We start from the raw sequence: 24,119 nt of genomic DNA, 5'->3' as shown, positions 1-24,119 counted from the left end.
CAGGGACGCGAACCGCCGATGCTCTCCGCCGCGATCGCGCTGATGCCGCCGATGGTCCGGGCCAGAATGACCGAAACCGAGCTGCGCCGCATCGGCCGCTTCCTGCTCGCCGGCGGCTTCGGGGCGCTGGTCAACTGGGGCTCGCGCTTTCCTCTGGCCGAGTTCATGCCCTTCGGCGCCTCGGTCATCGTCGCCTACGCCATCGCCATGGCGGTCGGCTTCTTCCTCTACCGCGCCTTCGTGTTCGAGGCGAAAGACGGCTCCGCCCGCGGCCAGCTCTGGCGCTACGTCGTGGTCAACCTCGTCGGCGCCGCCGAGGTCTGGCTCATCGCCGTCGGCCTCGCGCGCTGGCTCGCGCCCGCGGTCGGCTGGACGCTCTACGTCGAGCCGATCTCGCATGCGGTCGCGATCGCGATCGGGGCCGCGACCAGCTATCTCGGCCACCGGCTGCTGACGTTCAAAGGCGCGTAATTCGCGCCGGGGACACGCTCTTATCGGTTGATCATGACGAGGGGCGTCGCTACCGTGCGGCGCATTCAGTGCTCGTTCGCGTTTGTCTCGTGTCTTCAATCACTTGATAGGTGCGCCATGGCGACGATCATCATCGACAGCAGCTTCAAGTTCTCGCTCGACGCGCTCGACCTCAACGAGCTGACGAAGGGCGAGAGCTATCTCGCGGATTCGAGCGTCTTCCGCGTGGCCTATGGCGGCGGCGCGGGCGACGAATTCCGCGGCTCCGGCTTCGAATACGGCCGCGACGGCTTCCCGATCGACGGCACGATCACCTCCTACACCAAGATCGACAACGGCTATCAGCTCCAGATCACCGGCCTGTCGCTCGACGCCAAGCTCGTGGGCGACGCGGCCAAGACGGTCTCCCAGGCCGACGACCGGCAAGTCTTCATCACCGCGCTTCGCGGCGACGACCGCTTCACGGGCGGCGCGCTCAGCGACCACATCGAGAGCTTCGCCGGCAACGACTCGGTCGCGGGCGGCGGCGGCAAGGACACGCTCGAGGGCGGGCTCGGCAACGACACGCTTTCCGGCGGGATCGGCGCGGACCTGCTGGTCGGCGGCAAGGGCGCGGACGTGTTCGTCTTCGACGCGGCGCTCGGAAAATCCAACATCGACCGCATCTCCGACTTCGGAAACGGCAAGGACTCGATCGCGCTCGACGGAGATATCTTCGACGAGCTCGGCGGGATCGGCGCCCTCGACAAGTCGCAGTTCCATGTCGGCTCGAAGGCCGCCGACGCGAACGACCGCATCATCTACGACAAGGACGCCGGCCTGCTGCTCTACGATCCGGACGGCAAGGGCGGCGAGAAGGCGCAGGTCTTCGCCCGTCTCGACGACGACCTGAAGCTCACCTTCAAGGACTTCGACGTCATCTGAGGCCGGGCGGCCTCAGGCCGCAGCCGCCCCCAAAGGCCGGAGCTGGCCTCAGGCCGGGAACGCCAGCACGATCCGCGTGCCGCGCGTCGAGGCGTCGCGTTCGACGCGCGACTGGATCGAGGCCGCCATGGCGCCGACGATCTTCTGGCCAAGCCCTGTGCCGACGGGCTTGGCGGCTTCCGACATGCCGACGCCGTCGTCCTCGACCGAGAGCGCCAGCAGCGCCCCGTCGCGGGCGAGCCGCACCCGGACCTCGCCCTCGGCGCCGGACGGGTAGGCGTATTTGAACGCGTTGGTGACGAGCTCGGTCACGATCACGCCGAGCGAGACCGCGCGATCCGTCGCCATCTTCACGGGCTCGACCTTGACCGCGATGCGGTGCGGTCGGTCGGGCGTCCGGAGCGAGCTCTCGAGCTCCTCGGCGAGGCCGGAGAGATACTCGTCCATGTCGACCGCGCGCACGTCCGCCGAGGTGTAGAGCCGGCGGTGGATCTGGGGCGATCGCGAGGATGCGCGCCTCGGTCTCGCGCATCATGTCGCGCGCCGGGCCGTCGGGCAGCGTCGAGGACTGCAGATGCATGAAGGCTGAGACGAGCTGCAGCGAGTTGCCGACGCGGTGGTTCACCTCGCGCAGCAGCGTCTCGGCGCGGTCTCGCGCCTCCACGACCGCGCGCTCGGCCGCCTCCTTGAGGCGGCGCATCTCGACCTGCTCGAGCGCATGCGCGACCGAGGCCCGCAGCAGCAGCATGGAACTCGCCGGCCACGTCCTTGATGACGTAGTCGGAGGCGCCGGCTTTGAGCGCCGCGATCGCGACGCGCCCGTCCTCGGTGCCGGTCACGTAGATCACGGGCGGGGCCTCGGGCAGCGAGCGGATCGCCGGCAGAATGTCGAGCCCGGTCTCGCCGCCGAGGAAATGGTCGAGCGCGACCACGTCGAAGCGCTGGGAGGCGAGCTTCTCCAGCCCCTCGGCGCAGCTTTCCGCGCCCGCCGCCTCGTAGCCCGCGCGCTCGAGGTCGCGGGTCACGAGCCGGCGCAGGCCCGCGTCGTCCTCGATGACGAGGACGCGCTTCTTCGGCGGCGACTGGTCGGGCTCGCCTTCGCTCATGCGTCGGGAACCTGCATGACCGACAGGAACAGGCCGAGCTGGCGGATCGCGGTCGCGAAGGTTTCGTAGTCGACGGGCTTGGTGATGTAGACGTTGCAGCCGAGGTCGTAGCAGCGCTGGATCTCGACCTTGTCGTCGGTGGTGGTCAGCACGATCACGGGCGCGCGCTTCAGCCGTTCATGGCTCTTCAGCACGCCGAGAATGTCGATGCCGGTCATGTCCGGCAGGTTGAGGTCGAGCAGGATCAGCATCGGGCCGTTGGCCTGGACCTCGTCGGACTGCAAGAAGGCGAGCGCCGAGGTGCCGTCCGCGAAGTGGCGGATCTCATTGTTGACGCCCGCGCGGCGCACGTTCTTCTCGATGAGCCGGGCGTGGCCCTGATCGTCCTCGATCATGACGATCACGACGGAACGCTGGTTGGTCTGGCTCATGCTCGGGCCTCGGATGGCGGCTGATAGACGGCCGGAAAGGTCAGGTGGAAGGTCGAGCCGCGGCCGGGCTCGGAGGTCAGGCGGATGGCGCCGCCGAGGCGGCGCACGCTCGCGCGCACGAAGGCGAGGCCCAGCCCCTCGCCCGGCTGGTCCTGCGCGCCGGCGCGGCGGAACAGCTCGAACACGCGCTCGTGGTCCTTGGCGTCGATGCCGCGGCCGTTGTCCTCGATGGCGTATTCGACCTGGGAACCGACGCGCCGGCCGGTGACCTTCACGCGGCCGGCGCGCGAGCGGTCGAGATACTTCACGGCGTTCTCGATCAGGTTCTGGAAGATCTGCTCGATCGAAAGCCGGTCTGTGACGATCGCAGGAAGGCCGGCCTGCACCTCGATCTCGGCGTCGGCCGCCTGCAGCTGTTGATACATGGTGTCGGCGATGCCCACGACCAGCGTCTCGATCTGGACGCTCTCGGGCCGGATGAGCCTGCTGCCCTCGCGCGAGAGCTTCAGGATCGCGTTGATCAGCCGGTCCATCTTGGCCGTCGAGGTGCGGATGAAGCCGATCGCCTCGGGAAGATCCTCCTCGATGGCGAGCCGCGCGTCGGGACTGACTTTCGCGGCCCCGACCTCGTCGAGGCCGTCGATCTGCTCTTTCAGCACCTTCCGCGCCGCGTCGAGCTCGCTCGTGAAGCCCATGACGTTGACGAGCGGCGCGCGCAGGTCGTGGCTCACGATGTAGGCGAAGCGCTGGATCTCCTCATTGGCCTGGATCAGGTCGGAGGTGCGCTCGGCGACCGCCGCCTCGAGGCCCTCATTGGCCTCGGCGATCGCGGCCCGGGCCTCCTCCGCCTGTCGCGCGCCCGGCGCACCATGATCTGGGCGAGAACCGCGAGGCCCGCCGCGAGAAACAGGCCGGCGGTCATGAAGGCGACGAGCTGCGAGCCCGAGCGCGACGTTTCGCCGGACAGCTCGGCGAACGCCTTGTCCTCGCGCGCCGTCATCAGCGCCACCACGCGGCGGACCGAGAGCATCGCGTTGCGGCCGCGCTCGGTGTCGACGACGGCGAGCGCCTCCTCGCGCTGTCCGGAGCGCTGCAGCGCGACGGTCTGGGCGAGCTCCGCCAGCTTGTCGCCGACCGCGCTCCTGAGCTTCGCCAGATCCGACATCTGGTCGCCTTCGTCGGCGAGCAGCTTGCCGAGATGCTCGAGCCGCTCGCCGATCTGCGCGGCGGCCGTCTCGTAGGGCCTTAGATATCGCTCGTCATTGGTGAGCAGATAGCCGCGCTGGCCGGTCTCGGCGTCCTGCACCAGGCTCAGCACGCGCACGATCTCGGCCTTGGCCTCGAGCACGCCGGACACCTGCTCGTTGAAGGCGGCGTTGCGCGCGACGAGCCAGACCGAGGCCCCGCCGACCGCGACGAGCGCCGCAAAGCCGAGCAGCAGAGCCAGCGTCTCCTTGCGCCCTGCCCTGCGGGCGCGCGGTTCGGCGCTCATGATGTCGTGAGACGCAAGGCCTTGGCCACGTCGGTCGTACCCATCCCCGAGGTCGGCCGCGTCCGCCCCCAGGCGCCGCCGTCCGTCCCGCGCTCGCATGGCGCGGTCTCGAACCACAAAGCCACGGTTTTCGCCGTCTCGCCAAGTGAAAAGACGCGGAGCCTCACTCGCGATCCGCAGCGACCGCGCCGGCCCGGTCGAGCGACTTGCGCTTGAGATCGACGTTCGCCCAGTTGAAGCGCATGCGCACCCGCCCGTTCGCGAGCCTGCGCGCGCCGCGCGCGCCGGCCCGAGCCGTCCGGCCGGGCCCCCGAAGGTCGCGACCGGCACTTCGCCCGTCACCTTGAAGCCCGAGGCCGCGAGCAGCTCGCGGACCCGCACGCAATAGGCGACGGATTTGTGCGAATAGCGCGTCTCGCCATGGCCGGCGCGATACTTCATCACCGAGGCGCAGATGTTTCTCGTTCGTCATGCGCCACGCGCCGGCGAGATAGCGCACGCCGTAGCGGACGTTGGTGGCCGGCTCGAACGCTTCGGCAGCGGCTCGGAGAAGCCCAGCATGCGGGCGGTCGAGGGCAGGACCTGCATCAGCCCGATCTCGCCGACGCCGCCGACAGCGCGCGGATCGAAGCCGCTCTCGACGGTCGCAACCGCCTCGGCGAGTTCGGGCGGCAGTCCCTGCGCCTCCGCCTCCCGACGCACAGCGCGCGAAGCTCGGCCTCGCCGGCGGGCGGCGTCGCAGCCGCCGGGGCACCGCCCTCGGGGGCGGTGATCGGCGCGGTCGGAGCCGGGGCCTCGGGCGACAGCGCCGCCGCGGGCGCGGCCTGCGGGTCAGGAGCGCTCGGGAGGGTCTGGGCTGGCGGCGGGGCCTCGGCGCGCGCAGGCGCCTCGAGGAACGCGATCGTCATCGCCGTCGCGAGCGCCGCCAGCGCGATCTTCGGCGTGACGCCGCCCGACAGCCCCAAAACGTCGCTCTCCGCATCGTCGTTCGCCCGCCGGCGGGGCGCGATCCTCGCCGGCGGACTGTATCACGAGCGCTCAGGCGATGACGAAGTCGTCCTTCGAGAGGTTGTTCACGTCGTCGAGCAGGGCGACGTAGACCGCGTCCTGCCCGCCCTTGCCGTCGGCGTCCCAATAGAGACGGTGGGTGTCGGTGTCGAACAGGAACGTGCCCTCGCCGGCCTTCCCCGCCACGGGGTCGGCGCCCACCACCAGCGCGAAGTCGTCTGTCATGTTCGCATAGCCGTCGGCGTCGAACACGAGCGAATCCTCGCCGCGGTGGAAGTCGAGCACCTGGTCCGGGCCATCCGTCGACTTTTCGAAGTGGAACTGGTCGCGCCCGAGCCCGCCGAACAGCGAATCCTGGCCGGAGCCGCCATAGAGCTTGTCGTCGCCCGCGCCGCCGTCGAGCGAGTCTCGGCCGCTTCCGCCCTTCAGCACGTCGTTTCCGGAGTCGCCGTAGAGCTCGTCGTCGCCAGAGCCTCCGTTGAGCTTGTCGGCCTTGGAGCCGCCGCCCAGCACGTCGTCGCCGGCGTCGCCCGAGAGCTTGTCCTTGCCGGCGCGCCCTCGAGGTCGTCATGCCCGGCGCCGCCCGAGATCACGTCGTTTCCGGCCTCGCCCGCGAGCGAGTCGTTCCCGGCGTCGCCCGACAGCGTGTCGTTCCCGTCGAACCCGTAGATGAGGTCGTCGCCGTCGCCGCCCGAGATCACGTCGTCGCCGGCGCCGCCGTCGATGTCGTCGAAGCCCGAGCCGCCGAGGATCGAGTCGGCGCCGTCGCCGCCCTTGATTAGGTCGTCGCCGCCGCCGCCAGAGATCGTGTCGTTTCCGGCGTAGCCCTCGAGATGGTCATTGGCGTTTCCGCCCGTGATCACGTCGTCGCCGGACATCAGCTCGGCGGTGAAGGCGCCGGACTTACCGTCGACCGCGACCTTGTCGTAATAGTCCTCGAGCGAGTAGTTCGCGTCCTTGATCTCGCCGACGAGGTTTCCGTTCGGGTCGTAGAGCAGGATCGTGTCGATCGTGCCGTCGGTCGGCCGGTCGCGGCCGTCGAAGGCGAAGTCGTCTCCCTTGAACACGAGCTCGTAGCCGTCGCGGCTGACGAGCGAGACTTCGGTCTTCGTGCCGTAGTTGAACGCGGCGTTCGGATCGAAGAATTCGACGATGCGCAGATTGTTGACCGCGCGATCCGTGATCCGTGTGTCCGTCATGGCGTTGTTCCGTCCCGTCGCTTGTCGCCCGCCGCGCATGCCCGCATCGGCTGGCCGGTGAGCCCCTGGCGAACGGGAGCGTGCTACCGCTTCCCGCCCACAACGGGGCGAGATTGCGGCCAAATGCGCCGCCGTTCGACCGCGGGCTTGGCGTCGCCCGCATGTCTTGAAACGGCGCCCGGGCCGCAACCCTGCGGAGGGATGTGACGACGGGTTCTACTGACGATCGATCCGCGCCGTCAGGCCGGCGCGAGCTCGGCCGCCCGGGCGCCGGCGAGCATCCGGCGGATCTCCGGCAGGCAGGAGCCGCAATTGGTGCCCGCCTTGGTGGCCGCGCCGACCGCCGCGGCGTCGGCGCAGCCGCCCGAGATCGCCGTCTCGATCTCGCCCTTCGGCACGCCGTGGCAGGCGCAGACGAGCGGTCCCTGCGCCGCGCCCTCGCTCGCCCGGCCCGCGAGCAGCAGGCTACGGATCCGCCCTTCCGAGATCGGCTCGCCAAGCTTGCCGCGGAGATAGGTCCAGGGGCTCTCCGACCGGCGCGCGCCGACGAAGAGGCAGGCCTCCAGCACGCCGTCGCGAAACACCGCCGCGCGGAACGCTCCGCGGGAGGGGTCGGCGAAGGAGACGATCTCGTCCTCGGGCTCGAGAGCGGGCAGCAGCGTCTCGAGGTCCGGCGCGGCGTCGCAGGCGAACAGCAGCCCGGCGCCGTTCGGAACGGCGGCCTTCGCCCACCACGCGTCGCCCTGGAGCGGACCGAATCCGCTGCGCGACAAGGCGAAGCCCTGGACCGCGAAGGCGACCGGCGCGACGGCGGCGGGCGTGGCCTTGGCGTCCGGCTGGCCGGAAATCGGGTCGTAGAGCGCGTGGACCAGCGCGCCGACGCGGGCGTCGGACGCTGTCTCGCCGGTCCAGTGGATCGGCGCGAACAGCGCGCCGGACGGCGCGCCTTCGGCGACGCGCACGCGCAAGGTCGCCGCGCCATGCGCGCTCGTCACCCGCGCGAAGCCGCCGTCGAGCAGTCCCTCGCGGGCTGCGTCCCCGACCGAGATTTCGAGGAACGGCTCGGGCAGATGGCTCGCGAGCCGCGGGCTCTTTCCGGTGCGCGTCATCGTGTGCCACTGGTCGCGGATGCGCCCGGTGTTGAGGCGGTAGGGATAGGCCGTCTCGGCCGGCGGCGCAGGCTGCGGCTCCACCGCGACGAGCCGCGCGCGGCCGTCGGCCGTGAAGAAGCCGCCCTTGGCGAAGAACCGCGTCTCGCGCCGCACCCCGCCGCGCGGCGCCGGCCATTGCACGGGCTGCAGGCGATCGTAGTCGCGGGTGTCGAGATCAGCGAGCGCGCCGATGTCGAAGTCGCGCGCGCCATCGTTCTCGAAGGCCGAGAGCGCGGCGTGCTCGCGGAACACTTCGCCGACCGTGCGCCAGGCGAAGGCTTCTCCATGGCCGAGGCGCCTCGCCACCTGCGCGATCGCCCACCAGTCGGGGCGCGCCTGCCCGGGCGGGGCCAGGAACGGACGCTGGCGGGAGATCCGGCGCTCGGAATTGGTGACGGTGCCGTCCTTCTCGCCCCATGCGGCCGCCGGCAAGCGGATGTGGGCGCCGGCCGTCACCGTGTCGGTCGAGGCCATGTTCTCCGACACCACGAAGCAGTCGAGCTTGGCGAGCGCGGCCCTCGCCTCGTCGGCGCGCGGCAGCGAGGCCGCGGGGTTGGTGCCCATGACCCAGAGCGCCTTGATCTCGCCGCGCCCGATCGCCTCGAACATGTCGACGGCCTTGAGCCCCTCGGCTTTCGCCATGCGCGGCGCGGACCAGAACCGGCGGACCCGATCGACCGACTCCGCGTCGAAGCCCATATGGGCCGCGAGCTGGTTGGCGAGCCCGCCGACCTCGCGCCCGCCCATGGCGTTGGGCTGGCCGGTGAGCGAGAACGGCCCCATGCCTTCGCGCCCGATGCGTCCCGTGGCGAGGTGGCAGTTGAGGATGGCGTTGACCTTGTCGACGCCGGCCAAGGACTGGTTGACCCCCTGGCTGTAGAGCGTGACGACGCGCTCTGTCTTCGCGAACAGGTCGAAGAAGGCGGCGACGTCGGCCTTCGCCAGCCCGCAGGCCTCCGCGGTGGCGCCGGCGTCGGGCGCGGCCTCCCGCGCCTTGCCGAGAGCCGCGTCGAAGCCGTTGGTGTGAGCGGCGACATAAGCCTCGTCGATCCGCCCCGCGGCGGCGAGATAAGCGAGGAGCCCGGCGAACAGGGCGGCGTCGGTTCCGCCCGCGAGCGGCAGGTGAAGGTCGGCCTCCTCCGCGGTCGCGGTGCGGCGCGGATCGATCACGACGATCTTCGTTCCGCGGCCGGCTTTCGCGGCCAGCATGCGCTGGTAGAGCACCGGGTGGCACCAGGCTGCGTTGGAGCCGACCAGCACCAGAAGGTCCGCGGTCTCCAGGTCGCGATAGGTTCCCGGAACGGTGTCGGCCCCGAAGGCGCGCTTGTGGCCCGCGACCGAGGACGACATGCAGAGGCGGCTGTTGGTGTCGACGTTGGCCGAGCCGAGGAAGCCCTTGAACAGCTTGTTGGCCGCGTAATAGTCTTCCGTCAGGAGCTGGCCGGAGAGATAGATCGCGATCGAGCGGGGCCCGTGGGTCTCGAGCGCTTTGCGGAAGCCCTTGGCCGCGGCGTCGAGCGCCGCTTCCCAGGCGACGCGCCGGCCGGCCACTTCCGGATGGAGCAGGCGCCCCTCGAGCGCCAGCGTTTCGCCGAGCGCCGAGCCCTTGGAGCAGAGCCGCCCGAAGTTCGACGGGTGGTCGGGATCGCCCGCGACCGTCGCGCCGCCCAGCCGGTCCGGCGTCGCCAGCACCCCGCAGCCGACCCCGCAATAGGGGCAGGTGGTGGCGGTCGGCGCGGGCGTCTGGTTCGGCGCGTGGACGTTCATCTGGGGCTCGTCGGCGAAGAGAAGCGGAGACGAACTGCGTGCTTCGAGAAGCCGGCCTTCGTCCGGCTCCTCAGCATGAGGACCGTTGTCGCTGCTCCGCCCTCCCTCATGCCGAGGAGGGCCGTAGGCCCGTCTCGACGCGCGCAGACGGTCTCCGCGGCGCCATCAGTAGACGTCCGCCTGGTAGCGGCCGGCCTTTTTGAGTTCGCCGATATAGGCCTTCGCGCCCTCGCCCTTCGCGCCGTGCTCGGCCGCGATGTCGATCAGCGCCTTCTCGACGTCGGCCGCCATGCGCTTGGCGTCGCCGCAGACGTAGAAATGCGCGCCCCGCTCCAGCCAGCTCCAGAGCTCGGCGCCGGACTCGCGCATGCGGTCCTGGACGTAGACCTTCCTGTCCCCGTCGCGCGACCAGGCGAGCGAGAGCTTGGTCAACGCGCCTGCGGCCTCCAGCTCGGCGAGCTCCTCGCGATAGAAGAAGTCGGTCGCCTCGCGCTGGTGGCCGAAGAACAGCCACGCGCCGCCGTCGCTTCAGTCGCGCGGCGCGCCCGCAGGAACGAGCGGAACGGCGCGACGCCGGTGCCCGGCCCCACCATGATGATCGGGACCTCGCCCGAGGCCGGCAGGCCGAAGCCATGGGCCTTCTGGACATAGACCTTGAGCTTCGAGCCCGGCTCGACGCGGTCGGCGAGATAGGTGGAGGCGAGGCCTTTGCGCATGCGCTCGGCGATGCGGTAGCGCACGCTGTCGACCGTCAGGCTCACCTTGCCGGGATCGGCGGAAAGCGCGGACGAGATCGAATATAGCCGCGGCTGCAGCGGGATCGAGCGCGCCGAGGAACTCAGCCGCCGCCGGCGTCACGGCCGGAAATTTTTCGAGCGCCGCCAGAACGTCGAGGCTCATCAGATCGCCGTCCGGATCTTCGCCCTCGGCGAGCCGCGCGAGCCTCGTCTTGTCGTCCGGATCGCTCGCGAGCGCCCCCATCAGCTCGAACAGCGCGTCGGGCGCGGCCCCGAGGCTCACCTTGTCGGAGAGCCACACGCCGAAAGGCATGGTCTCGCCGTCATGGGTCACGGGCTCATCGGTCGACACTTCGAGGCGCTTGGCGACGAGGCCTGCGAGCTCCGAGCAGTTGGTGGCGAAAAGCCCGAAGCTGTCGCCCGGCTCATAGGTCAGGCCGCAGGCCGAAAGGTCGATCTCGACGTGGTTGGTCTCCTTGTCCGAGCCGTCGCCGTTGAGGCGCAGGCGCGACAGGAACGTCGCCTCGACCGGATGCTCGCGCGACCGGCCGAGCTCGATCGCCGGAACCGCGGGCGTAGGCGCCACGGCAGCGGGAGCCGCTGCGCCGCCCTCGAGATCCGCCGCGAGCTTCTTCAGCATGCGCTGCGTTTCCTTGCCGCCCGGAACGCAGAGGTTGAGCTTCTTCTCCTCGCCCGCGGCGATCGCGGCCGAATAGGTCTCGCACTGGTAGCCGCACTGGCCGCAGTCCTGCTGCGCCATCGCCGCGAACATCTTTCGCGAGACCGGCCGGTCTTTGGCGAGCTCCATCCGCTCGTCGATCGGCATCGAGGCGTCATGCCAGGGGGCGCCGTCGTCCTCCTCGGCCGGCGCGCTTTGCGCTTCGCCGGGGAGCGGGCTTCCGAGCAGCGCCGTCGCGGCGTCGCGCGAGAGCGCCTGCGGGCCGCCGTCCATCGACAGGATGCCGGCGAAGAAGCCGTTGAGCCAGGCGCGCTGCTCGGGGCTGAACGGCGCGTTCTCGGGAATGAGCGGAGGCAGGATCGGGGTCTGGGCGGTCATGGACGTGCTCCGACGATCGGAGAGGACACTGCTGGCTTCGAGACGCGCCTGCGACGCTCCTCAGCATGAGAACCGTTTGTGCGGCTGAGATCCTCCTCATGCTGAGGAGCCGGCCGGAGGCCGGCGTCTCGAAGCAAGCAGTCGGTTTCCGCGCCCGCCATCACGCGTCCTCCAGCTCGAAGATCGACTTCAGCTCGACGATCTCGTGGCGCCGCGTGAAGGCCGCGAAGGTCTCCTCGCCGTCGCGCTTGGCGAGGTAGCCGCGCAGCATCTTCTCGACGAGCGCCGGGCAGTCCTCGCCCTTCACCTTGGCGACGAGCTCGCGCGCGATGGTGGCGTCGGTCCCGAAACCGCCGCCGACCAGCACGTCGAAGCCGTCGACCGTGTCCTCCTCGCCGACCGGCACCCGCGCGCCGATCAGCCCGATGTCGCCGATGTAGTGCTGGGCGCAGGAGTGGTGGCAGCCGGTGGCGTGGATGTTGATCGGGGTGTCGACGGTGAGCCCGATCGCGTCGACATGGGTCGCGATCTGGTCCGCGAACCCCTTGGTGTCGGCGGCCGAGAACTTGCAGCCGCGGTTGCCGGTGCAGGCGACCAGCCCCGCACGGACGTTCGAAACCTCGGTCGCGAGCCCGATCTCGGCGATCTTCGCGCGCGCCTCGTCGACGAACTCGTCGCGGACGCCGGAGATCAGCAGGTTCTGCCAGACGGTGAGGCGAATATCGCGATCGCCATACTGCTCGGAGATGTCGGCGATCGCCCGCATCTGCTCGCAGGTCATCTTGCCGAGCGTGAGGCCGACGCCGATCCAGTTGTGGCCGGACTGCTTCTGGGGATGGACGCCGATATGGGCGAGCCGGTCGCTTTCGGGCCGCGGCGCAAGCGCGCCCGCCGGAGCCCGCACGAGCTTGGAGCCCAGAAGCTTCTCGACCTCCTCGAGGAATTTCTCGAAGCCCCACGCGTCGAGCACGTATTTGAGCCGCGCCTTGGCGCGGTCCGAACGGTCGCCGCTCGCGATGAAGACGCGCACGATCGCGTCCGCGACCTTGATGGCCTGCCCAAGCGGCACGATCACGCCGGTGTCGCGCGCGAAGTCCTTGTGGCCGGTGATGCCGCCGAGCGCGAGACGCCACCAGACGCCGGGCTCGATCCCGTGGCCGTCGAGCGCCTCGACCGCCTGGAAGCCAATGTCGTTGGTGTCCTCGAGCGCCGCGATGAGGCCGGCGCCGTCGAACGCCACGTTGAACTTGCGCGGCAGGCCGTAGAGCGAGCGGTCGTTCAGGATGTGGTGGTGCCACTCCTTGGCGTAGGGCCGCGTGTCGACAAGCTCCTGCGGGTCGATCCCCGCCGTCGGCGTGCCGGTGACGTTGCGGATGTTGTCGGCGCCCGAGCCCTTCGAGGTGAGGCCGAGGTCCACCAGCCCCTCGATGAACGGAATGCCGTTCGCGGCGTCGATCTCCCGCACCTGCAGGTTCGCGCGGGTGGTGACGTGGGAATACGGCCCGCCATGGCGCTCGGCGAGATCGGCCACGCCGCGGAACTGCCAGGCCTTCAGGATGCCGTTATGGATCCTGAGCCGGCACATATACGCGTCCTGCGTCGGGCCGACATAGAATAGGCCGTGGAAGCGGATGCGGAAGTCGTCGAGCGACTTCGCGAACTTGTTCTCCGCCGCGAGACCTTTCAGCCGCGCATAGGCGTCGAACGGGTGCTCCTCGCGCTTGGCCTTCTCCTGCGGCACGAGCTTCTTGCCCGCCGCCTCCTGCCTGGCCATGGCCTCGAGATGGACCGCGTCGGGGCCTGAAGGCGCCTGCTGCTGCGGCGCGGGCAGGCCCTTGTCGCCGGCGCCCTGGAACGGCACGGCCCCGCCGAAGCCCGGCGCGCCGCGCGAGCCGCGCACGGCCTGCACGCCCGAGACGAAGCCTTCGAGATAGCGCTTCTGGTCCGCCGAAAAATCGCCGCTCATCTCACACCCAAGAGTTCGAACTCGAACGGAACTGCGCGCTTCGGGACGCCCCGGCTGTCGCCGAGGCTCCTCGAGCCATGAGGACCGTTGGGAGCCTCAAACCTCCCTCATGCTGAGGATCGGCCGGCAGGCCGCGTCTCGAAGCACGCGGTCCCATCCCCCGCCTCCTCACGCCGCCATCGCGAAGCTGCGCCCGAAGGCGAGGTCGTCGCGCATGGCGCCGAGCGCCTCCCCCTTGGCGATCAGGTCGAGGTACCAGAGCGCGTCCGAGGCCTCGCCGACGAGGATCGCGCCGACGAGCCGGTCCTCGCGCACAAGGAACTTGCGGTAGTGGCCGTGGCCGGGATCGGCGAGCAGCACGGTCTCGCACCCCTCCTCGGCCTCGACGAGCCCGGCCGAAAACACCGAGACGCCCGAGACCTTGAGATTGGTGGAGAGCAGGCTCCCCTCATAGATCTCGGCCTCGCCCGCGAGATGGGCGGCGAGCGTCCTGGCGTGCTCGTAGGCCGGCGCCACGAGGCCGTAGACGACGCCGCGGTGCTCGGCGCATTCGCCGATCGCGAAGACGTCCGGATCGGAGGCGCGCATCGCGTCGTCGACCAGGATCCCGCGCTTGGCCTCGAGCTCCGCGGCGCGGCCGAGAACCGCATTCGGGCGCACGCCGCACGCCATGATGATCATGTCGGCGGGCAGCACCTCGCCGGTCGCGAGCCTCAGGCCCTCGACGCGGGTTTCGCCCAGAATGGTCTCGCTCTGCGCGCCGAGCGCGAAGGCGATCCCCTTGGCTTCGAGCGCGCGCTTGAGCGTCGCGGCGCCGGCGGCGTCGAGCTGGCGCTCCATCAACTTGTCGGCGAGATGCACGACGGTCACCGCGCAGCCGAGCTTCACGAGGCCATAGGCCGCCTCGAGGCCCAGAAGGCCGCCGCCGATCACCACCGCGCGGGCGCCGGGCGTCGCGAGCGCCGTCATCTTCATGGCGTCGCAGCGGTCGCGGAAGGTCAGCACCTGCGGCAGGTGGCCGCCCGGCAGCGGCAGCCGGATCGGCTCCGAGCCGGTCGCGAGCACGAGCTTGTCATAGGCCAGCACCCGGCCGTCGCGCAGCGTCACGCGTTTGCCCGCCCGGTCGATCGCCCGCGCCTCGGCCCCGGTGAAGAGGCGATAGCCGTTCGCGCCGTACCAGGCGCGCTCTTTCAGCGCGAGATCCTCGTCGCTCGCTTCGCCGGCGAGCAGCGAGGAGAGCAGCACGCGGTTGTAGGCCGGCTCCGGCTCGGCGCCGACGACGGTGACGTTGTAGCGGCCGGGGCAGCGGCTCTTCAGCTCCTCGAGGAGCTTCAGGCCCGCCATTCCGGCCCCCACCACGACGAGGCGTTCGCGCTCCATGGGTCAGGCTCCTCGCAAGGTGAGGCGCGACGCGGGGGACCCCTTCTCCCGCACGCGGGAGAGGGGGCGGAACCGATCCGCCTCATCGCCTGTGAAGCGTGCCGCCCCGCCCATCGCTCAGGCCGCCTCGACGAATTTGTGGCGCTCGTAGAGGAACTTGAGCACAGCCGCGCGGGCCGCGATGTAGGTGCGGTCCGAGACGAGCTCGAGGCGCTTCCTCGGCCGGGGCAGGTCGACGTCGAGAATCTCGCCGATCCGCGCCGAGGGGCCGTTGGTCATCATCACGATGCGATCCGACAGCAGCACGGCCTCGTCGACGTCATGCGTGATCATCAAGACCGTGTTGTTGAGCTCGGCCTGGATCTGCATGACCTGGTCCTGCAGATGGGTGCGGGTCAGCGCGTCGAGCGCGCCGAAGGGCTCGTCGAGCAGCAGCACCTTCGGCTGCATGGCGAGCGCGCGGGCGATGCCGATGCGCTGCTTCATGCCGCCCGAGATCTCGGAGGGACGCCGGTCCTTGGCGTGCTCCATGTTCACGAGCTTGAGCTTGTGCATCACCCAGTCGTGGCGCTCGGCCTTCGACTTCGTGCGGCCGAACACCTTGTCGACGGCGAGCGACACGTTCTCGTAGCAGGTGAGCCAGGGCAGCAGGCTGTGGTTCTGGAACACGACGGCGCGCTCCGGCCCCGGCTCGTCCACCACCTTGCCCTCGAGGAAGACGACGCCCTTGGTCGCCTGGGTGAGGCCGGCGACGATGTTGAGGAGGGTCGACTTCCCGCAGCCCGAATGGCCGATGATCGAGATGAACTCGCCCTGGTTCACGCTGAGCGAGATGTCCGTCAGCACCTCGTTGGTCATCGCCCCGCGGGTGAAGGACTTGTCGACGTGCTCGATGGTGAGAAAGGCCTTGCTCATGGATCTGGTCCTCAGGCGTTGGCCGTGCCGCGGGTGACCGCGACGGCGATGAGAGCGACGATCCGGTCGAGCACGAAGCCGACCGCGCCGACATAGATGAGCGCAAGAATGATGTCGCTGATGCGCGACGAGTTCCACGCGTCCCAGATGAAGAAGCCGATTCCGACGCCGCCGATCAGCATCTCGGCCGCGACGATGGCCAGCCACGACAGGCCGATACCGATACGAAGACCGGTGAAGATGTACGGAGCCGCCGCCGGAAGCATGATCTTATGGAAATATTCGATCGGGTTGAGCCGAAGAACCTGCGCGACGTTCTTGTAGTCCTGCGGGATGTTTCGGATGCCGACCGCCGTGTTGATGATCACGGGCCAGATCGCGGTGATGAAGATCACGAAGATCGCCGAGGGCTCGCCGTCGCGGAACGCCGCGAGCGAGAGCGGAAGCCAGGCGAGCGGCGGGATGGTGCGCAGCACCTGGAACACGGGATCGAGCCCGCGCATCGCCCAGGTGGAGGCGCCGACCAGCGCGCCGAGGCCGATGCCGACGATCGCCGCGAGCGCATAGCCGAGCGCCACGCGCTTCAGCGAGGCGTAGAGCTGCCAGCCGAGGCCCTTGTCGTTGCCGCCGTTGTCGTAGAACGGGTTGGCGATCAGCTCCCAGGTGTCGGAGACGACCTTGGAGGGCGCCGGCAGCGACGAGGTCGGCGACGAGCAGAGCACCTCCCACAGGATCAGCAGCACCGCGGTGGTGAGCAGCGGCGGGATCACGGTCGCGCCCCACTCCATCATGCGGGTCTTGGCCCGCGGGCTGAAGAACGGCTTCTTGGCCGCAGGCGCCGGCAGCGGCACGACCGTCGCGGTCGGCGCGGCCGCCTGTGGCTTCAGTTGCGTCACGTTGGACGTCGCGGCTGCTGTCGGGGTCATGGATGTCTCCGGAGAACGGGGAGGCCGGCGTCAGGCGGGCAGCCGCGAGGGACCGCCCCGCCCGGGACGCTCAGACCATGCGCTTGATGCTGAGGCTCTCGAGGTATTCGGCGGGCTTTTCGGGGTCGAACACCTTGCCGTCGAAGAACTTCTCGACGCCGCGCGACGTGGAGGCGGGCACGTCCGAAACGCCGAGCGTCTTGGCGGCCTCGCGCCACAGATCCTCGCGGTTGACCTTGTCGATCAGCGCCTTGGTGTCGGTCGTGCCCGGCAGATAGCCCCAGCGGATGTCCTCAGTCAGGAACCAGAGGTCATGGCTTTTGAAGGGATAGGAAGCGTGGTCCTTCCAGAAGTGCATGATGTAAGGCGAGTTCTCGACCACAGGTTTGCCCGCGCCGTAGTCGAACTTGCCCTTCATGCGGTCGGCGATGTCGGCGACCGGCGCGCCGATCCAGTTGCGCTTGGCGCAGATGGTCGCGAGCTCTTCCTTGTTCTCCATCTTCTCGCACCACTGCTGGGCCTCCATCACGGCCAGCAGCAAGGCCATCGCGGCCTTCGGGTTCTGCTCGACATAGTCGGTGCGCAGGGCGAAGGACTTCTCGGGGTGCTTGTCCCAGAGTTCGCCCGTGGGTCAGCGCCGTCCGATCTTCTGGTTCTTTAGTTGCTCGTTCCACGGCTCGCAGACGCAAAAGGTGTCCATCGTGCCGACCTTCATGTTCGCCACCATCTGCGGGGGCGGAACCACGATGGTCTGGATGTCCTTGTTCGGGTCGATCCCGCCGGCGGCGAGCCAGTAGCGGATCCAGAGGTCGTGGGTGCCGCCCGGGAACGTCATGGCGGCCTTCACGTCCTTGCCCGAGGCCTTCTTCTTCTCCAGCGCTGTCTTGAAGGGCGCTGCGTCGGTCCCGAGCTTGAGATCGGCGTATTCCTGGCCGACCGAGATGCACTGGCCCGCCACGTTGAGGCGCGCCAGGATCGTCATCGGGGTGCCGGCCTTGTTCTGGGTCACGGCGCCTGACGTGATGAGGTACGGCATGGGGGTGAGGATGTGCGCGCCGTCGATGCCGCCGCCGCCCGAGCCCAGCACGATGTTGTCGCGCGTCGTCCCCCAGGACGACTGCTTGGCGACCTCGACCTCGGTCATCCCGTACTTGTCGAAGAAGCCCTTCTCCTTGGCGACGAAAAGCGGGCCTGCGTCGGTCAACGCGATGTAGCCGAGCTTGGCCTTCGTGGTCTCGGGACCGCTCCCTTGCGCAAACACGCCTGAAGGCGACAGCACGCGCGCGGCGGCGAGCGTCGCGGCCGTATAGGCGCCGGCGCGGAGCACGTCACGGCGGCCGAGGCCGGTGGTCAGCAAGGTCGACAGGTCTTTCTTGCTCATCGGGTCCGTCAAAGCTCCGTTGGCCCCTCGGGGCGGACATCGGTTACGCGGTAAAATCCGACCCTTCGCTGGGGTCCGGACATGAAAAAGCCGCTGACACGGCGCGCCTCATCGGCGTGTCGGTTCAGCGGCGGTGCTGGCGGCCCTTCATTGGGCTTCGGGGTTCGAACGTCAGCGCCGACGCGGAACCTTTCGCCAAGAGCTATTCAAGGCGCGTGCCAGTTCTGGCGCGGGCGAAGCGATCGCTCGATTTTCAAGGAATTCTAAATATCACAGGGCTGTGATCGCCCGGCTGCGGGCGATGAAGCGCGGGCCACGGCGCGCCCGATAGGCGCCGCGTCAGGTTGCACTGCACAAAACAAAGGCATCGGAGGCGCGCGCAATATGATGGCGCGCAACAGGCCCGTCAGCCGGCGCGGTCGACGAAACAGTCGACCGGACGCGGCCGCGCAGGCGCGGCGATGAGCCCCAGAGCGGCGTCGTAGACGTCGGGGCGGTAGACCGCCGCCGCCTCCTCGGCGGTCGCGGCGCTCGCCTGTCCCCAGCGCGCCATCTGGGCGTGCAGCCAGAGCGCATGTTCGGGATCGGGCCGGGTCTCGCCGTCCCGGTCGAACAGCAGATAGTCGGCGTCGAAGCGGGTTTCGGCGCCGCGGCCCGTCGGCATCCGGCCTTCGAGGCTCCGGCTGATGGCCTCGGCGCGCACGTCGAGGCGGTCGCGCGCGGCGAGACGCTCGGCGGCCTCCCACCGGTTCGTAGGATCGGACAGCCAGCGGGCCGCCGCATGGCAGGCGCGCAGCAGCCGCGCCGCGACGTCGGGGCGCTCGCCGAGCCAGCGCTCGCGCACCGCCAGCACCTTTTCCGGGCAGGAGCGGACGAGGTCGACGCCGAGATGGACGATGCGCCCGATGCCGAGCTGCACCGCCACCGCGTTCCAGGGCGCGCCGACGCAGAACCCCTCGACATGCCCCTGCTCGATCGCGTCGACCATGAAGGGCGGCGGCACCACTGCGAGCCGGACGTCGACGTCGGGCTCGAGACCCGCCGAGGCGAGCCACAGCCGAAGCAGGTAATTGTGCGTCGAGAACGGGAACGTCATGCCCAGGGTCGGCGCGAACTCGCCGTTCGCGCGCCGCGTCCGCACGAGCGCCGCGAAGGCGCGGGCCGTCGCGCGCGGGTCGGCGAGGTCGGCGTCGAGATGGCGCACGAGCTCGTCATAGAGCGGAAGCGACAGCGTGATCGCGTTGCCGTTGAGGTTGAGCGCCATCGGCGCGGAGAGCCGCTCGCGGATCGGCCCGAGACCGAGAGAGGTCGCGATCGCGAGCGGGGCGAGGAGATGGGCGGCGTCGAAATGGCCGAGCACCAGCCGGTCGCGGATGTTGGACCAGGAGACCTCGCGCGTCAGTTCGATGCGCACGCCCTCGGCCGCCGCGAAGCCGACGTCCGCGGCCATGATCGGGATCGCGGCGTCGACCAGCGGGATGAAGCCGACCTTGACCGTGTCTAGGCTCATTTCAGCAGCTCCGCGGCGGTGACGACCGCCTGCGCGATCTCGGAGATCTTCTTCTTTTCGTTCATGGCGACGGTGCGAAGCAACGCGTAGGCCTGTTCCTCGCCGATGTTCTTCTGGCGCATCAGGACGCCCTTGGCGCGGTCGACGACCTTGCGCTCCTCGAGCTGGCTCTTGGCCTGGTCGAGTTCGGCCCTGAGCTTGGCGAAGGCCTGGTGGCGGCTCACCATCGTGTCGAGGATCGGCTTCACCCGCTCCTTCTTCAGCCCGTCCACCACATAGGCCGAAACGCCGGCGTCGATCGCGGCCTCGATCGAGGAATGGTCGGTCTGGTCGACGAACATCCCGACTGGCCGCTTCACGGCGCGGCTCACCTGGAACATCTGCTCGAGCACGTCGCGGCTCGGGTTCTCGAGGTCGATCAGGATGACGTCCGGGTCGATCGCGTAGATGCGCTCGAGCAGGTTGGCGCGGTCGGGGATGCGCATCACCAGCGAATGCCCCGCCTCGCGCAGCCCGTCCTCGAGGATCGCGGCCCGGACGGGACTCTCCTCGATCACGACGATCTTGAGCGGGCGATCGGGCATTCCGCGGGGCGGACCTTTCTCAAAAGTGGGCTCAAGTCACCGTAGGAGCGAACGAACGCCGGCCGCGAGCGCGCGGATCGCCGCAGCGGCCTCCGGAGACCGCGCGCGCGCCAGCAGCACGACGGGCGAAGAGCCGAGCGCCGGCAGGCCGAGCGCCGGCCCGCGGTCGGGCGCGCCGTCGCTGCCCGCAAGCCCCATGGGCGCGACCCCGAAACCCGCCGCCGCGCCCGCAAGCAGCGCCGAACAGCTTCCGGCCACATAGGACTCGCGCCAGGAAAGACCCGCCGCCTCCAGCGCGCGGATCGCGGCGGCGCGCACGCCGCAAGGGCTCCCGAGGCTCGCGAGCGGCACGGGCCGGCCGGGATCGAGCCGGAAGCCCGGCGCCGCGCGCCAGCCGAGCGGGTCCTCGCCGAGCAGCTCCCCCTCCCCGCCGCCCGCCTCGCGGCGCACAACCGCGGCGTCGAGCGCGCCGTCGTCGAACATCGCCCGGATCGGTTGCGACAGGCCGACCCGCGCCTCGATCGTGGCGTCCGGCGGGAGCGCCGCCTTAACAGGCGCGAGCAGCCGCGCGATCGCGGCCCCGAGCGCATGATCGCTCGCCCCGAGCGCGAAATGGACCGCGGGCTGGCTTCCAAGCCCGAGCGCCGCGTCATGCGCGGCGAGGAGATCGCGGGCGCGGGCGAGAAACACGGCGCCGTCGGCGGTCGTGCGCACGAAGCGCGGACTGCGGTCCAGCAGCCTGCGGCCGAGCCGGGTCTCCAGCGCCTTGATGCGCTGGCTCACCACGGGCTGCGCGGTGTTGGCCGCTTCGGCGGCGCGCGTGAGGCTGCCGAAATCGGCGGCGAGCACGAACAGGCGGACGGAGTCGAGATCGAGCATCATTCAATTTTGCTATGATGAAACTCATTCTTTATGCGCTTCAGATAATGATGGCGCAAGCGCATGTTCGGGCCACCCCAAACCAAGGAGGCTCCCATGCCCATGATCGTCGTCCGCTACGTCACGCCCTCGCCCCGCCCCGGACTCGACGCCGAGATCGCCGCGCTCGCGTCGCGGCTCTCGGCCGAAAAGCTCGGAAAGGATCCCGGCGTCACCGCCGTTCTGGTGGAGCCCGCCGATCCGGGCCGGTGGTTCATCGCCGGCGAGCGTCCGGCCGAAGCCGGGCTGTCGGCCTTCTGGCTCGACATCAAGGTCACGGCCGGAACCAATGTGAAGGCCGAGACCACCGCCTTCGTGCGCGCCGTCTTCGACGGGATGTCGGGGCTGCTCGGGCCCGTGCACGACGAAAGCTACGTGCTGGTCCATGCCGTCGACGGCGACGCCTACGGCTATGGCGGGCGGAGCCAGAACGGCCGCTGGGCCGTGGCCAATCCGGGCTGAGCGACATGCGGCGGCGTAAGGGTTCTCCCTAATGGACGCCGCCGCGGCTCTCTCCAGAATTCAGGCCCCGCCCTCGAACGGTGACGGCAGGCATGACGATCGGACGGAGCCTCGCAGCCGTCGCGCTGGCGGCCCTCGCCTGCGGACCGGCGCTCGCCGCCGAGACGACGCGGATCAGCGTCTCGTCGGGCGGCGGGCAGGCCGACGGCGACAGCCAGAAATCCTCGATCAGCTTCGACGGCCGCTATGTCGCGTTCTCGTCGCGCGCGACCAATCTCGTTTCCGGCGACGGCAACGGCGCCTTCGACGTCTTCGTCCACGACAACGACACGGACGAGACGGCGCGGGTGAGCCGGGGCCGCGGCGGGGCGGAGGCCAACGGCGCGAGCTACCGGCCCGCGATCAGCGGCGACGGGCGGTTCGTGGCCTTCACGTCGACCGCCAGCAACCTCGTCGAGGGCGACACGAACGGCAAGGCCGACGTCTTCGTGTTCGACCGCCGGACCGAGACGACCGAGCGCGTCAGCGTCGCCGACGGCGGCGGCGAGGGGGACGGGCCGAGCGACTTCGCCGCGATCTCGGCCGACGGCCGGCGCGTCGCGTTCCAGACCGACGCGACCAATCTCTTCCCGGAGGACGAGAACAAGCTCTCCGACATCCTGATGCGCGACCGCGCCGCCGGAACCACGACGCTCATCAGCAAGAGCTCGAACGGCGTGCCGAACGAAGGCCAGAACATGACGCCGGCCATCAGCGCCGACGGCCGATATGTCGTGTTCTGGGGCGATTCTCAGGGCGACTTCAGGGTCTACGCGGTCCTTCGGCACGACACCGTCACCGGCCGGACGGAGTGCGTGGAGGTCATGGGGCCCCGGCGTTGCATGGAGAGCCTGCCGCAATTCTCCCCCACGGCGGTCAGCGCCGACGGGCGCTTCGTGGCCGTCCAGCGGTTCATCGACGGCGACACCGGCACGGACGAAACCTATGTGAGCGGCGTCGTCGCCGTCGACATGAAGACGGGCGAGGAAAGGATCGTCAGCCGCCCGGCCTCCGGCGATCTCGCGAACTACGACAGCTACCGGCCGACGATCAGCGCGGACGGGCGCTACGTCGCCTTCACCTCCGGGGCCTCGAACCTCGTTCCGGGCGACACCAACAAGAAATGGGACGTCTTCGTCACCGACCGCCTGTCCGGCGCGGTGACGCGCGTCAACGTCGGCGGGAAATCGCGGCAGGCCTCGCTCTACAGCGACCTCGCCTCGATCACGGCGGACGGGCGCATCGTCACCTTCTCCTCGCAGGCCCCGCAACTGGTCGACGGCGACACCAACGGCGCCTTCGACGTCTTCATGCGCGACCTCGACGCCGAGCCGGGAAAGAAGGCCGACATGCGGGTCGAGGCGCGGAGCGCGCCGCGCAAGGTCAGGCGCGGCGAACGCACGACGTTCTCCTTCGTCGCGACCAATTTCGGCCCGGACGCTGCGACCGCGGCCTCGTTCTCGCTTCGGGTGGAGAACGGGCGCCTGAAATCGGCCTCGAGCAAGCTCGGCGACTGCCGGACCCTGGGCGGCTTCGTCAGCTGCGACCTCGGCAAGCTCGCGCCGCGCAAGAGCGTGCTGATCAAGGCGGAGGTGGTCGCCGAGGACCAGCCGCTGCGCCAGTCCGCGCGGGTTCAGGCGGGGCCAGTCGATCCGGAGAAGGCCGACAACTCGCTCACCGTCACGTCCAAGGTCGCGAACTGACGTCCCGGTCCGGGCCGTCGTTCAGGCCGCGTAGCGGTCGGCGTCGGCGCCGTAATAGTCGATGTAGCGCGGGTTGATCGCGGCCTTCGGCAGCACGATCAGCACGTCGGTGGTGCCGAAGGCCTCGTCCACCACCGCGCCGTCGCCCACATAGGCGCCGAGCCTCAAGTAGGCCTTGATCAGCGGCGGCAGCGTGCGGAGCGCCGAGCGCATGTCGATCGCCTCCTTCGGGAGAAGGTCGAAGCGCGCGCGCTTGCCCGGCAGCGCCTCGGCGCGCCATTCGGCGGGCGCGGCGTGGAAATGGTGCAGGTAGGAAAGCGGCAGCCGCAGCTTCTCCGGGTCCACGCCCTCAAGGCTCGCGCAGCCGATCATCACGTCGCTCTTGTGCGCCAGCACATAGGCCCAGATGCCGTGCCAGAGCAGCTCCACCGTGCGCTTGTCGCGATAGGGCTTGAGCACGCAGGAGCGGCCGAGCTCGAGGAAGTTGAGGCCGCGATGGCGCGCGGATCAGCGGCTCGATGTCGAATTCTCCGGCCGTGTAGAAGCCGAGCGTCTGGTCGGCGACCTCCTGGCGGAGCAGCCGGTAGGTGCCGACGACCGGCGGGCGCTTTTTCGCCTCGTCGGCCGACGCGCCCACCTCGAAAGCCCTGCAGCCCCGGGATCAGCGTGGCGGCGAGCGAACGGACGGGCTTGGCGGCGTAGTCGGAGACGATGAGGTGGTCGCAGACGGGATCGTAGAGGTCCATGTCGCGCCGGGCGAGCTTGGCGATCGGATCGGCGACCGCCGACATCTCCTCGAAGAACACGCGGTAGCGCAGCTGCTGGGCGCGCTTGACGTCCTTGGGGCGCTCGGCGAGGCGAAGCTCGAGGCCGCCGATCCGCCCGAGCGGCTTGGGCAGCAGCGCGGCCGAGGCCTCCAGCCGCTCGCGGCTCGGCTTGGTCCCGGGCTGCGTCATGAAGCCGTCGAACCACTTCGGCGCAGCGAGGGCCTT

18 protein-coding genes and 5 pseudogenes are annotated in these 24,119 nt (G+C 69.8%); 4 read left to right on the top strand and 19 right to left on the bottom strand.

What is annotated here, in order from left to right:
- The first annotated feature begins 18 nt into the window (after window positions 1–18).
- A complete protein-coding gene (locus K6K41_RS17965; RefSeq protein ID WP_261401646.1) occupies window positions 19–471 on the top strand; it encodes a GtrA family protein in 453 nt (150 codons plus the stop codon).
- Between the two features lie 117 nt (window positions 472–588).
- Entirely contained in the window at window positions 589–1,395 is an 807-nt protein-coding gene (locus tag K6K41_RS17960; protein ID WP_261401645.1) for a calcium-binding protein, read from the top strand.
- 48 nt (window positions 1,396–1,443) lie between these two features.
- Here K6K41_RS17960 and K6K41_RS17955 read toward each other — a convergent pair.
- From K6K41_RS17955 to K6K41_RS17870, 18 genes and pseudogenes are all read right to left on the bottom strand, one after another.
- A pseudogene (locus tag K6K41_RS17955) lies at window positions 1,444–2,501 on the bottom strand (sensor histidine kinase).
- Window positions 2,498–2,932, bottom strand: coding sequence for a response regulator (locus tag K6K41_RS17950; protein WP_261401644.1), 435 nt, complete (start codon window positions 2,930–2,932; stop codon window positions 2,498–2,500). The pseudogene K6K41_RS17955 and the gene K6K41_RS17950 overlap by 4 nt, the downstream one beginning before the upstream one ends.
- Complete coding sequence (locus tag K6K41_RS17945; RefSeq protein WP_261401643.1) at window positions 2,929–3,663, bottom strand: sensor histidine kinase; 735 nt, start codon at window positions 3,661–3,663, stop codon at window positions 2,929–2,931. Before K6K41_RS17945 ends, K6K41_RS17950 begins: the two co-directional genes overlap by 4 nt.
- A 38-nt stretch (window positions 3,664–3,701) precedes the next feature.
- A complete protein-coding gene (locus K6K41_RS17940; RefSeq protein WP_261401642.1) occupies window positions 3,702–4,424 on the bottom strand; it encodes a CHASE3 domain-containing protein in 723 nt (240 codons plus the stop codon).
- 468 nt (window positions 4,425–4,892) lie between these two features.
- Window positions 4,893–5,099: a lytic transglycosylase domain-containing protein gene (locus K6K41_RS17935; RefSeq protein ID WP_261405775.1), complete on the bottom strand. Its 207-nt coding sequence runs from the start codon at window positions 5,097–5,099 to the stop codon at window positions 4,893–4,895.
- A complete protein-coding gene (locus K6K41_RS17930) occupies window positions 5,012–5,389 on the bottom strand; it encodes a hypothetical protein (protein ID WP_261405892.1) in 378 nt (125 codons plus the stop codon). The genes K6K41_RS17935 and K6K41_RS17930 overlap by 88 nt, the downstream gene beginning before the upstream one ends.
- A gap of 73 nt (window positions 5,390–5,462) precedes the next feature.
- On the bottom strand, window positions 5,463–5,945 hold the full coding sequence (locus K6K41_RS29625; protein ID WP_315855055.1) for a calcium-binding protein: 483 nt from the start codon (window positions 5,943–5,945) through the stop codon (window positions 5,463–5,465).
- A 98-nt stretch (window positions 5,946–6,043) separates the two neighbouring features.
- A pseudogene (locus K6K41_RS30590) lies at window positions 6,044–6,310 on the bottom strand (calcium-binding protein); the annotation flags it as partial.
- Window positions 6,311–6,870: 560 nt separating this feature from the next.
- Window positions 6,871–9,549, bottom strand: coding sequence for a nitrate reductase (locus K6K41_RS17915; RefSeq protein WP_261401641.1), 2,679 nt, complete (start codon window positions 9,547–9,549; stop codon window positions 6,871–6,873).
- Between the two features lie 165 nt (window positions 9,550–9,714).
- Window positions 9,715–11,343, bottom strand: a pseudogene (locus K6K41_RS17910) (sulfite reductase subunit alpha).
- Window positions 11,344–11,503: 160 nt separating this feature from the next.
- Window positions 11,504–13,309, bottom strand: a complete 1,806-nt coding sequence (locus tag K6K41_RS17905; protein ID WP_261401640.1) for a NirA family protein — start codon at window positions 13,307–13,309, stop codon at window positions 11,504–11,506.
- A 168-nt stretch (window positions 13,310–13,477) separates the two neighbouring features.
- Complete coding sequence (locus tag K6K41_RS17900) at window positions 13,478–14,689, bottom strand: NAD(P)/FAD-dependent oxidoreductase (protein ID WP_261401639.1); 1,212 nt, start codon at window positions 14,687–14,689, stop codon at window positions 13,478–13,480.
- A gap of 117 nt (window positions 14,690–14,806) precedes the next feature.
- A complete protein-coding gene (locus tag K6K41_RS17895) occupies window positions 14,807–15,604 on the bottom strand; it encodes an ABC transporter ATP-binding protein (protein WP_261401638.1) in 798 nt (265 codons plus the stop codon).
- A gap of 11 nt (window positions 15,605–15,615) precedes the next feature.
- Window positions 15,616–16,530: a nitrate ABC transporter permease gene (gene ntrB, locus K6K41_RS17890; protein ID WP_261401637.1), complete on the bottom strand. Its 915-nt coding sequence runs from the start codon at window positions 16,528–16,530 to the stop codon at window positions 15,616–15,618.
- Window positions 16,531–16,600: 70 nt separating this feature from the next.
- A pseudogene (locus tag K6K41_RS17885) lies at window positions 16,601–17,911 on the bottom strand (CmpA/NrtA family ABC transporter substrate-binding protein).
- Between the two features lie 406 nt (window positions 17,912–18,317).
- The gene (locus tag K6K41_RS17880; RefSeq protein ID WP_261401636.1) at window positions 18,318–19,421 is read right to left on the bottom strand and encodes a CmpA/NrtA family ABC transporter substrate-binding protein; all 1,104 of its coding nucleotides are present in this window, start codon (window positions 19,419–19,421) and stop codon (window positions 18,318–18,320) included.
- Entirely contained in the window at window positions 19,418–20,005 is a 588-nt protein-coding gene (locus K6K41_RS17875) for an ANTAR domain-containing response regulator (RefSeq protein WP_261401635.1), read from the bottom strand. Before K6K41_RS17875 ends, K6K41_RS17880 begins: the two co-directional genes overlap by 4 nt.
- A 36-nt stretch (window positions 20,006–20,041) precedes the next feature.
- Window positions 20,042–20,884 (bottom strand): LysR family transcriptional regulator, encoded by an 843-nt coding sequence (locus K6K41_RS17870; RefSeq protein WP_261401634.1) that lies wholly within the window; start codon window positions 20,882–20,884, stop codon window positions 20,042–20,044.
- A gap of 96 nt (window positions 20,885–20,980) precedes the next feature.
- Here K6K41_RS17870 and K6K41_RS17865 point away from each other — a divergent pair, with 96 nt between their 5' ends.
- Both K6K41_RS17865 and K6K41_RS17860 read left to right on the top strand, forming a co-directional pair.
- Window positions 20,981–21,385: a tautomerase family protein gene (locus tag K6K41_RS17865; RefSeq protein ID WP_261401633.1), complete on the top strand. Its 405-nt coding sequence runs from the start codon at window positions 20,981–20,983 to the stop codon at window positions 21,383–21,385.
- A 92-nt stretch (window positions 21,386–21,477) separates the two neighbouring features.
- Window positions 21,478–23,127 (top strand): hypothetical protein, encoded by a 1,650-nt coding sequence (locus tag K6K41_RS17860; protein ID WP_261401632.1) that lies wholly within the window; start codon window positions 21,478–21,480, stop codon window positions 23,125–23,127.
- Window positions 23,128–23,148: 21 nt separating this feature from the next.
- Here the strand turns inward: K6K41_RS17860 and K6K41_RS17855 are convergent.
- Window positions 23,149–24,083, bottom strand: a pseudogene (locus tag K6K41_RS17855) (GNAT family N-acetyltransferase).
- Between the last annotated feature and the right edge of the window lie 36 nt (window positions 24,084–24,119).

The organism is Chenggangzhangella methanolivorans (genome assembly GCF_019797865.1).
Taxonomy (GTDB): domain Bacteria; phylum Pseudomonadota; class Alphaproteobacteria; order Rhizobiales; family Methylopilaceae; genus Methylopila; species Methylopila methanolivorans.
This window is presented reverse-complemented; position numbering and strand designations above follow the sequence as displayed.

What these genes read in the sequence shown, in the direction of transcription:
- ntrB (WP_261401637.1), bottom strand. Translation starts at nt 16,530, where the DNA reads ATGACCCCGACAGCAGCCGCGACGTCCAACGTGACGCAACTGAAGCCA.
- K6K41_RS17960 (WP_261401645.1), top strand. Translation starts at nt 589, where the DNA reads ATGGCGACGATCATCATCGACAGCAGCTTCAAGTTCTCGCTCGACGCG.
- K6K41_RS17875 (WP_261401635.1), bottom strand. Translation starts at nt 20,005, where the DNA reads ATGCCCGATCGCCCGCTCAAGATCGTCGTGATCGAGGAGAGTCCCGTC.
- K6K41_RS17900 (WP_261401639.1), bottom strand. Translation starts at nt 14,689, where the DNA reads ATGGAGCGCGAACGCCTCGTCGTGGTGGGGGCCGGAATGGCGGGCCTG.
- K6K41_RS17865 (WP_261401633.1), top strand. Translation starts at nt 20,981, where the DNA reads ATGCCCATGATCGTCGTCCGCTACGTCACGCCCTCGCCCCGCCCCGGA.
- K6K41_RS17940 (WP_261401642.1), bottom strand. Translation starts at nt 4,424, where the DNA reads ATGAGCGCCGAACCGCGCGCCCGCAGGGCAGGGCGCAAGGAGACGCTG.
- K6K41_RS17870 (WP_261401634.1), bottom strand. Translation starts at nt 20,884, where the DNA reads ATGCTCGATCTCGACTCCGTCCGCCTGTTCGTGCTCGCCGCCGATTTC.
- K6K41_RS17950 (WP_261401644.1), bottom strand. Translation starts at nt 2,932, where the DNA reads ATGAGCCAGACCAACCAGCGTTCCGTCGTGATCGTCATGATCGAGGAC.
- K6K41_RS17895 (WP_261401638.1), bottom strand. Translation starts at nt 15,604, where the DNA reads ATGAGCAAGGCCTTTCTCACCATCGAGCACGTCGACAAGTCCTTCACC.
- K6K41_RS17915 (WP_261401641.1), bottom strand. Translation starts at nt 9,549, where the DNA reads ATGAACGTCCACGCGCCGAACCAGACGCCCGCGCCGACCGCCACCACC.
- K6K41_RS17880 (WP_261401636.1), bottom strand. Translation starts at nt 19,421, where the DNA reads ATGAGCCTAGACACGGTCAAGGTCGGCTTCATCCCGCTGGTCGACGCC.
- K6K41_RS17905 (WP_261401640.1), bottom strand. Translation starts at nt 13,309, where the DNA reads ATGAGCGGCGATTTTTCGGCGGACCAGAAGCGCTATCTCGAAGGCTTC.
- K6K41_RS17860 (WP_261401632.1), top strand. Translation starts at nt 21,478, where the DNA reads ATGACGATCGGACGGAGCCTCGCAGCCGTCGCGCTGGCGGCCCTCGCC.
- K6K41_RS17965 (WP_261401646.1), top strand. Translation starts at nt 19, where the DNA reads ATGCTCTCCGCCGCGATCGCGCTGATGCCGCCGATGGTCCGGGCCAGA.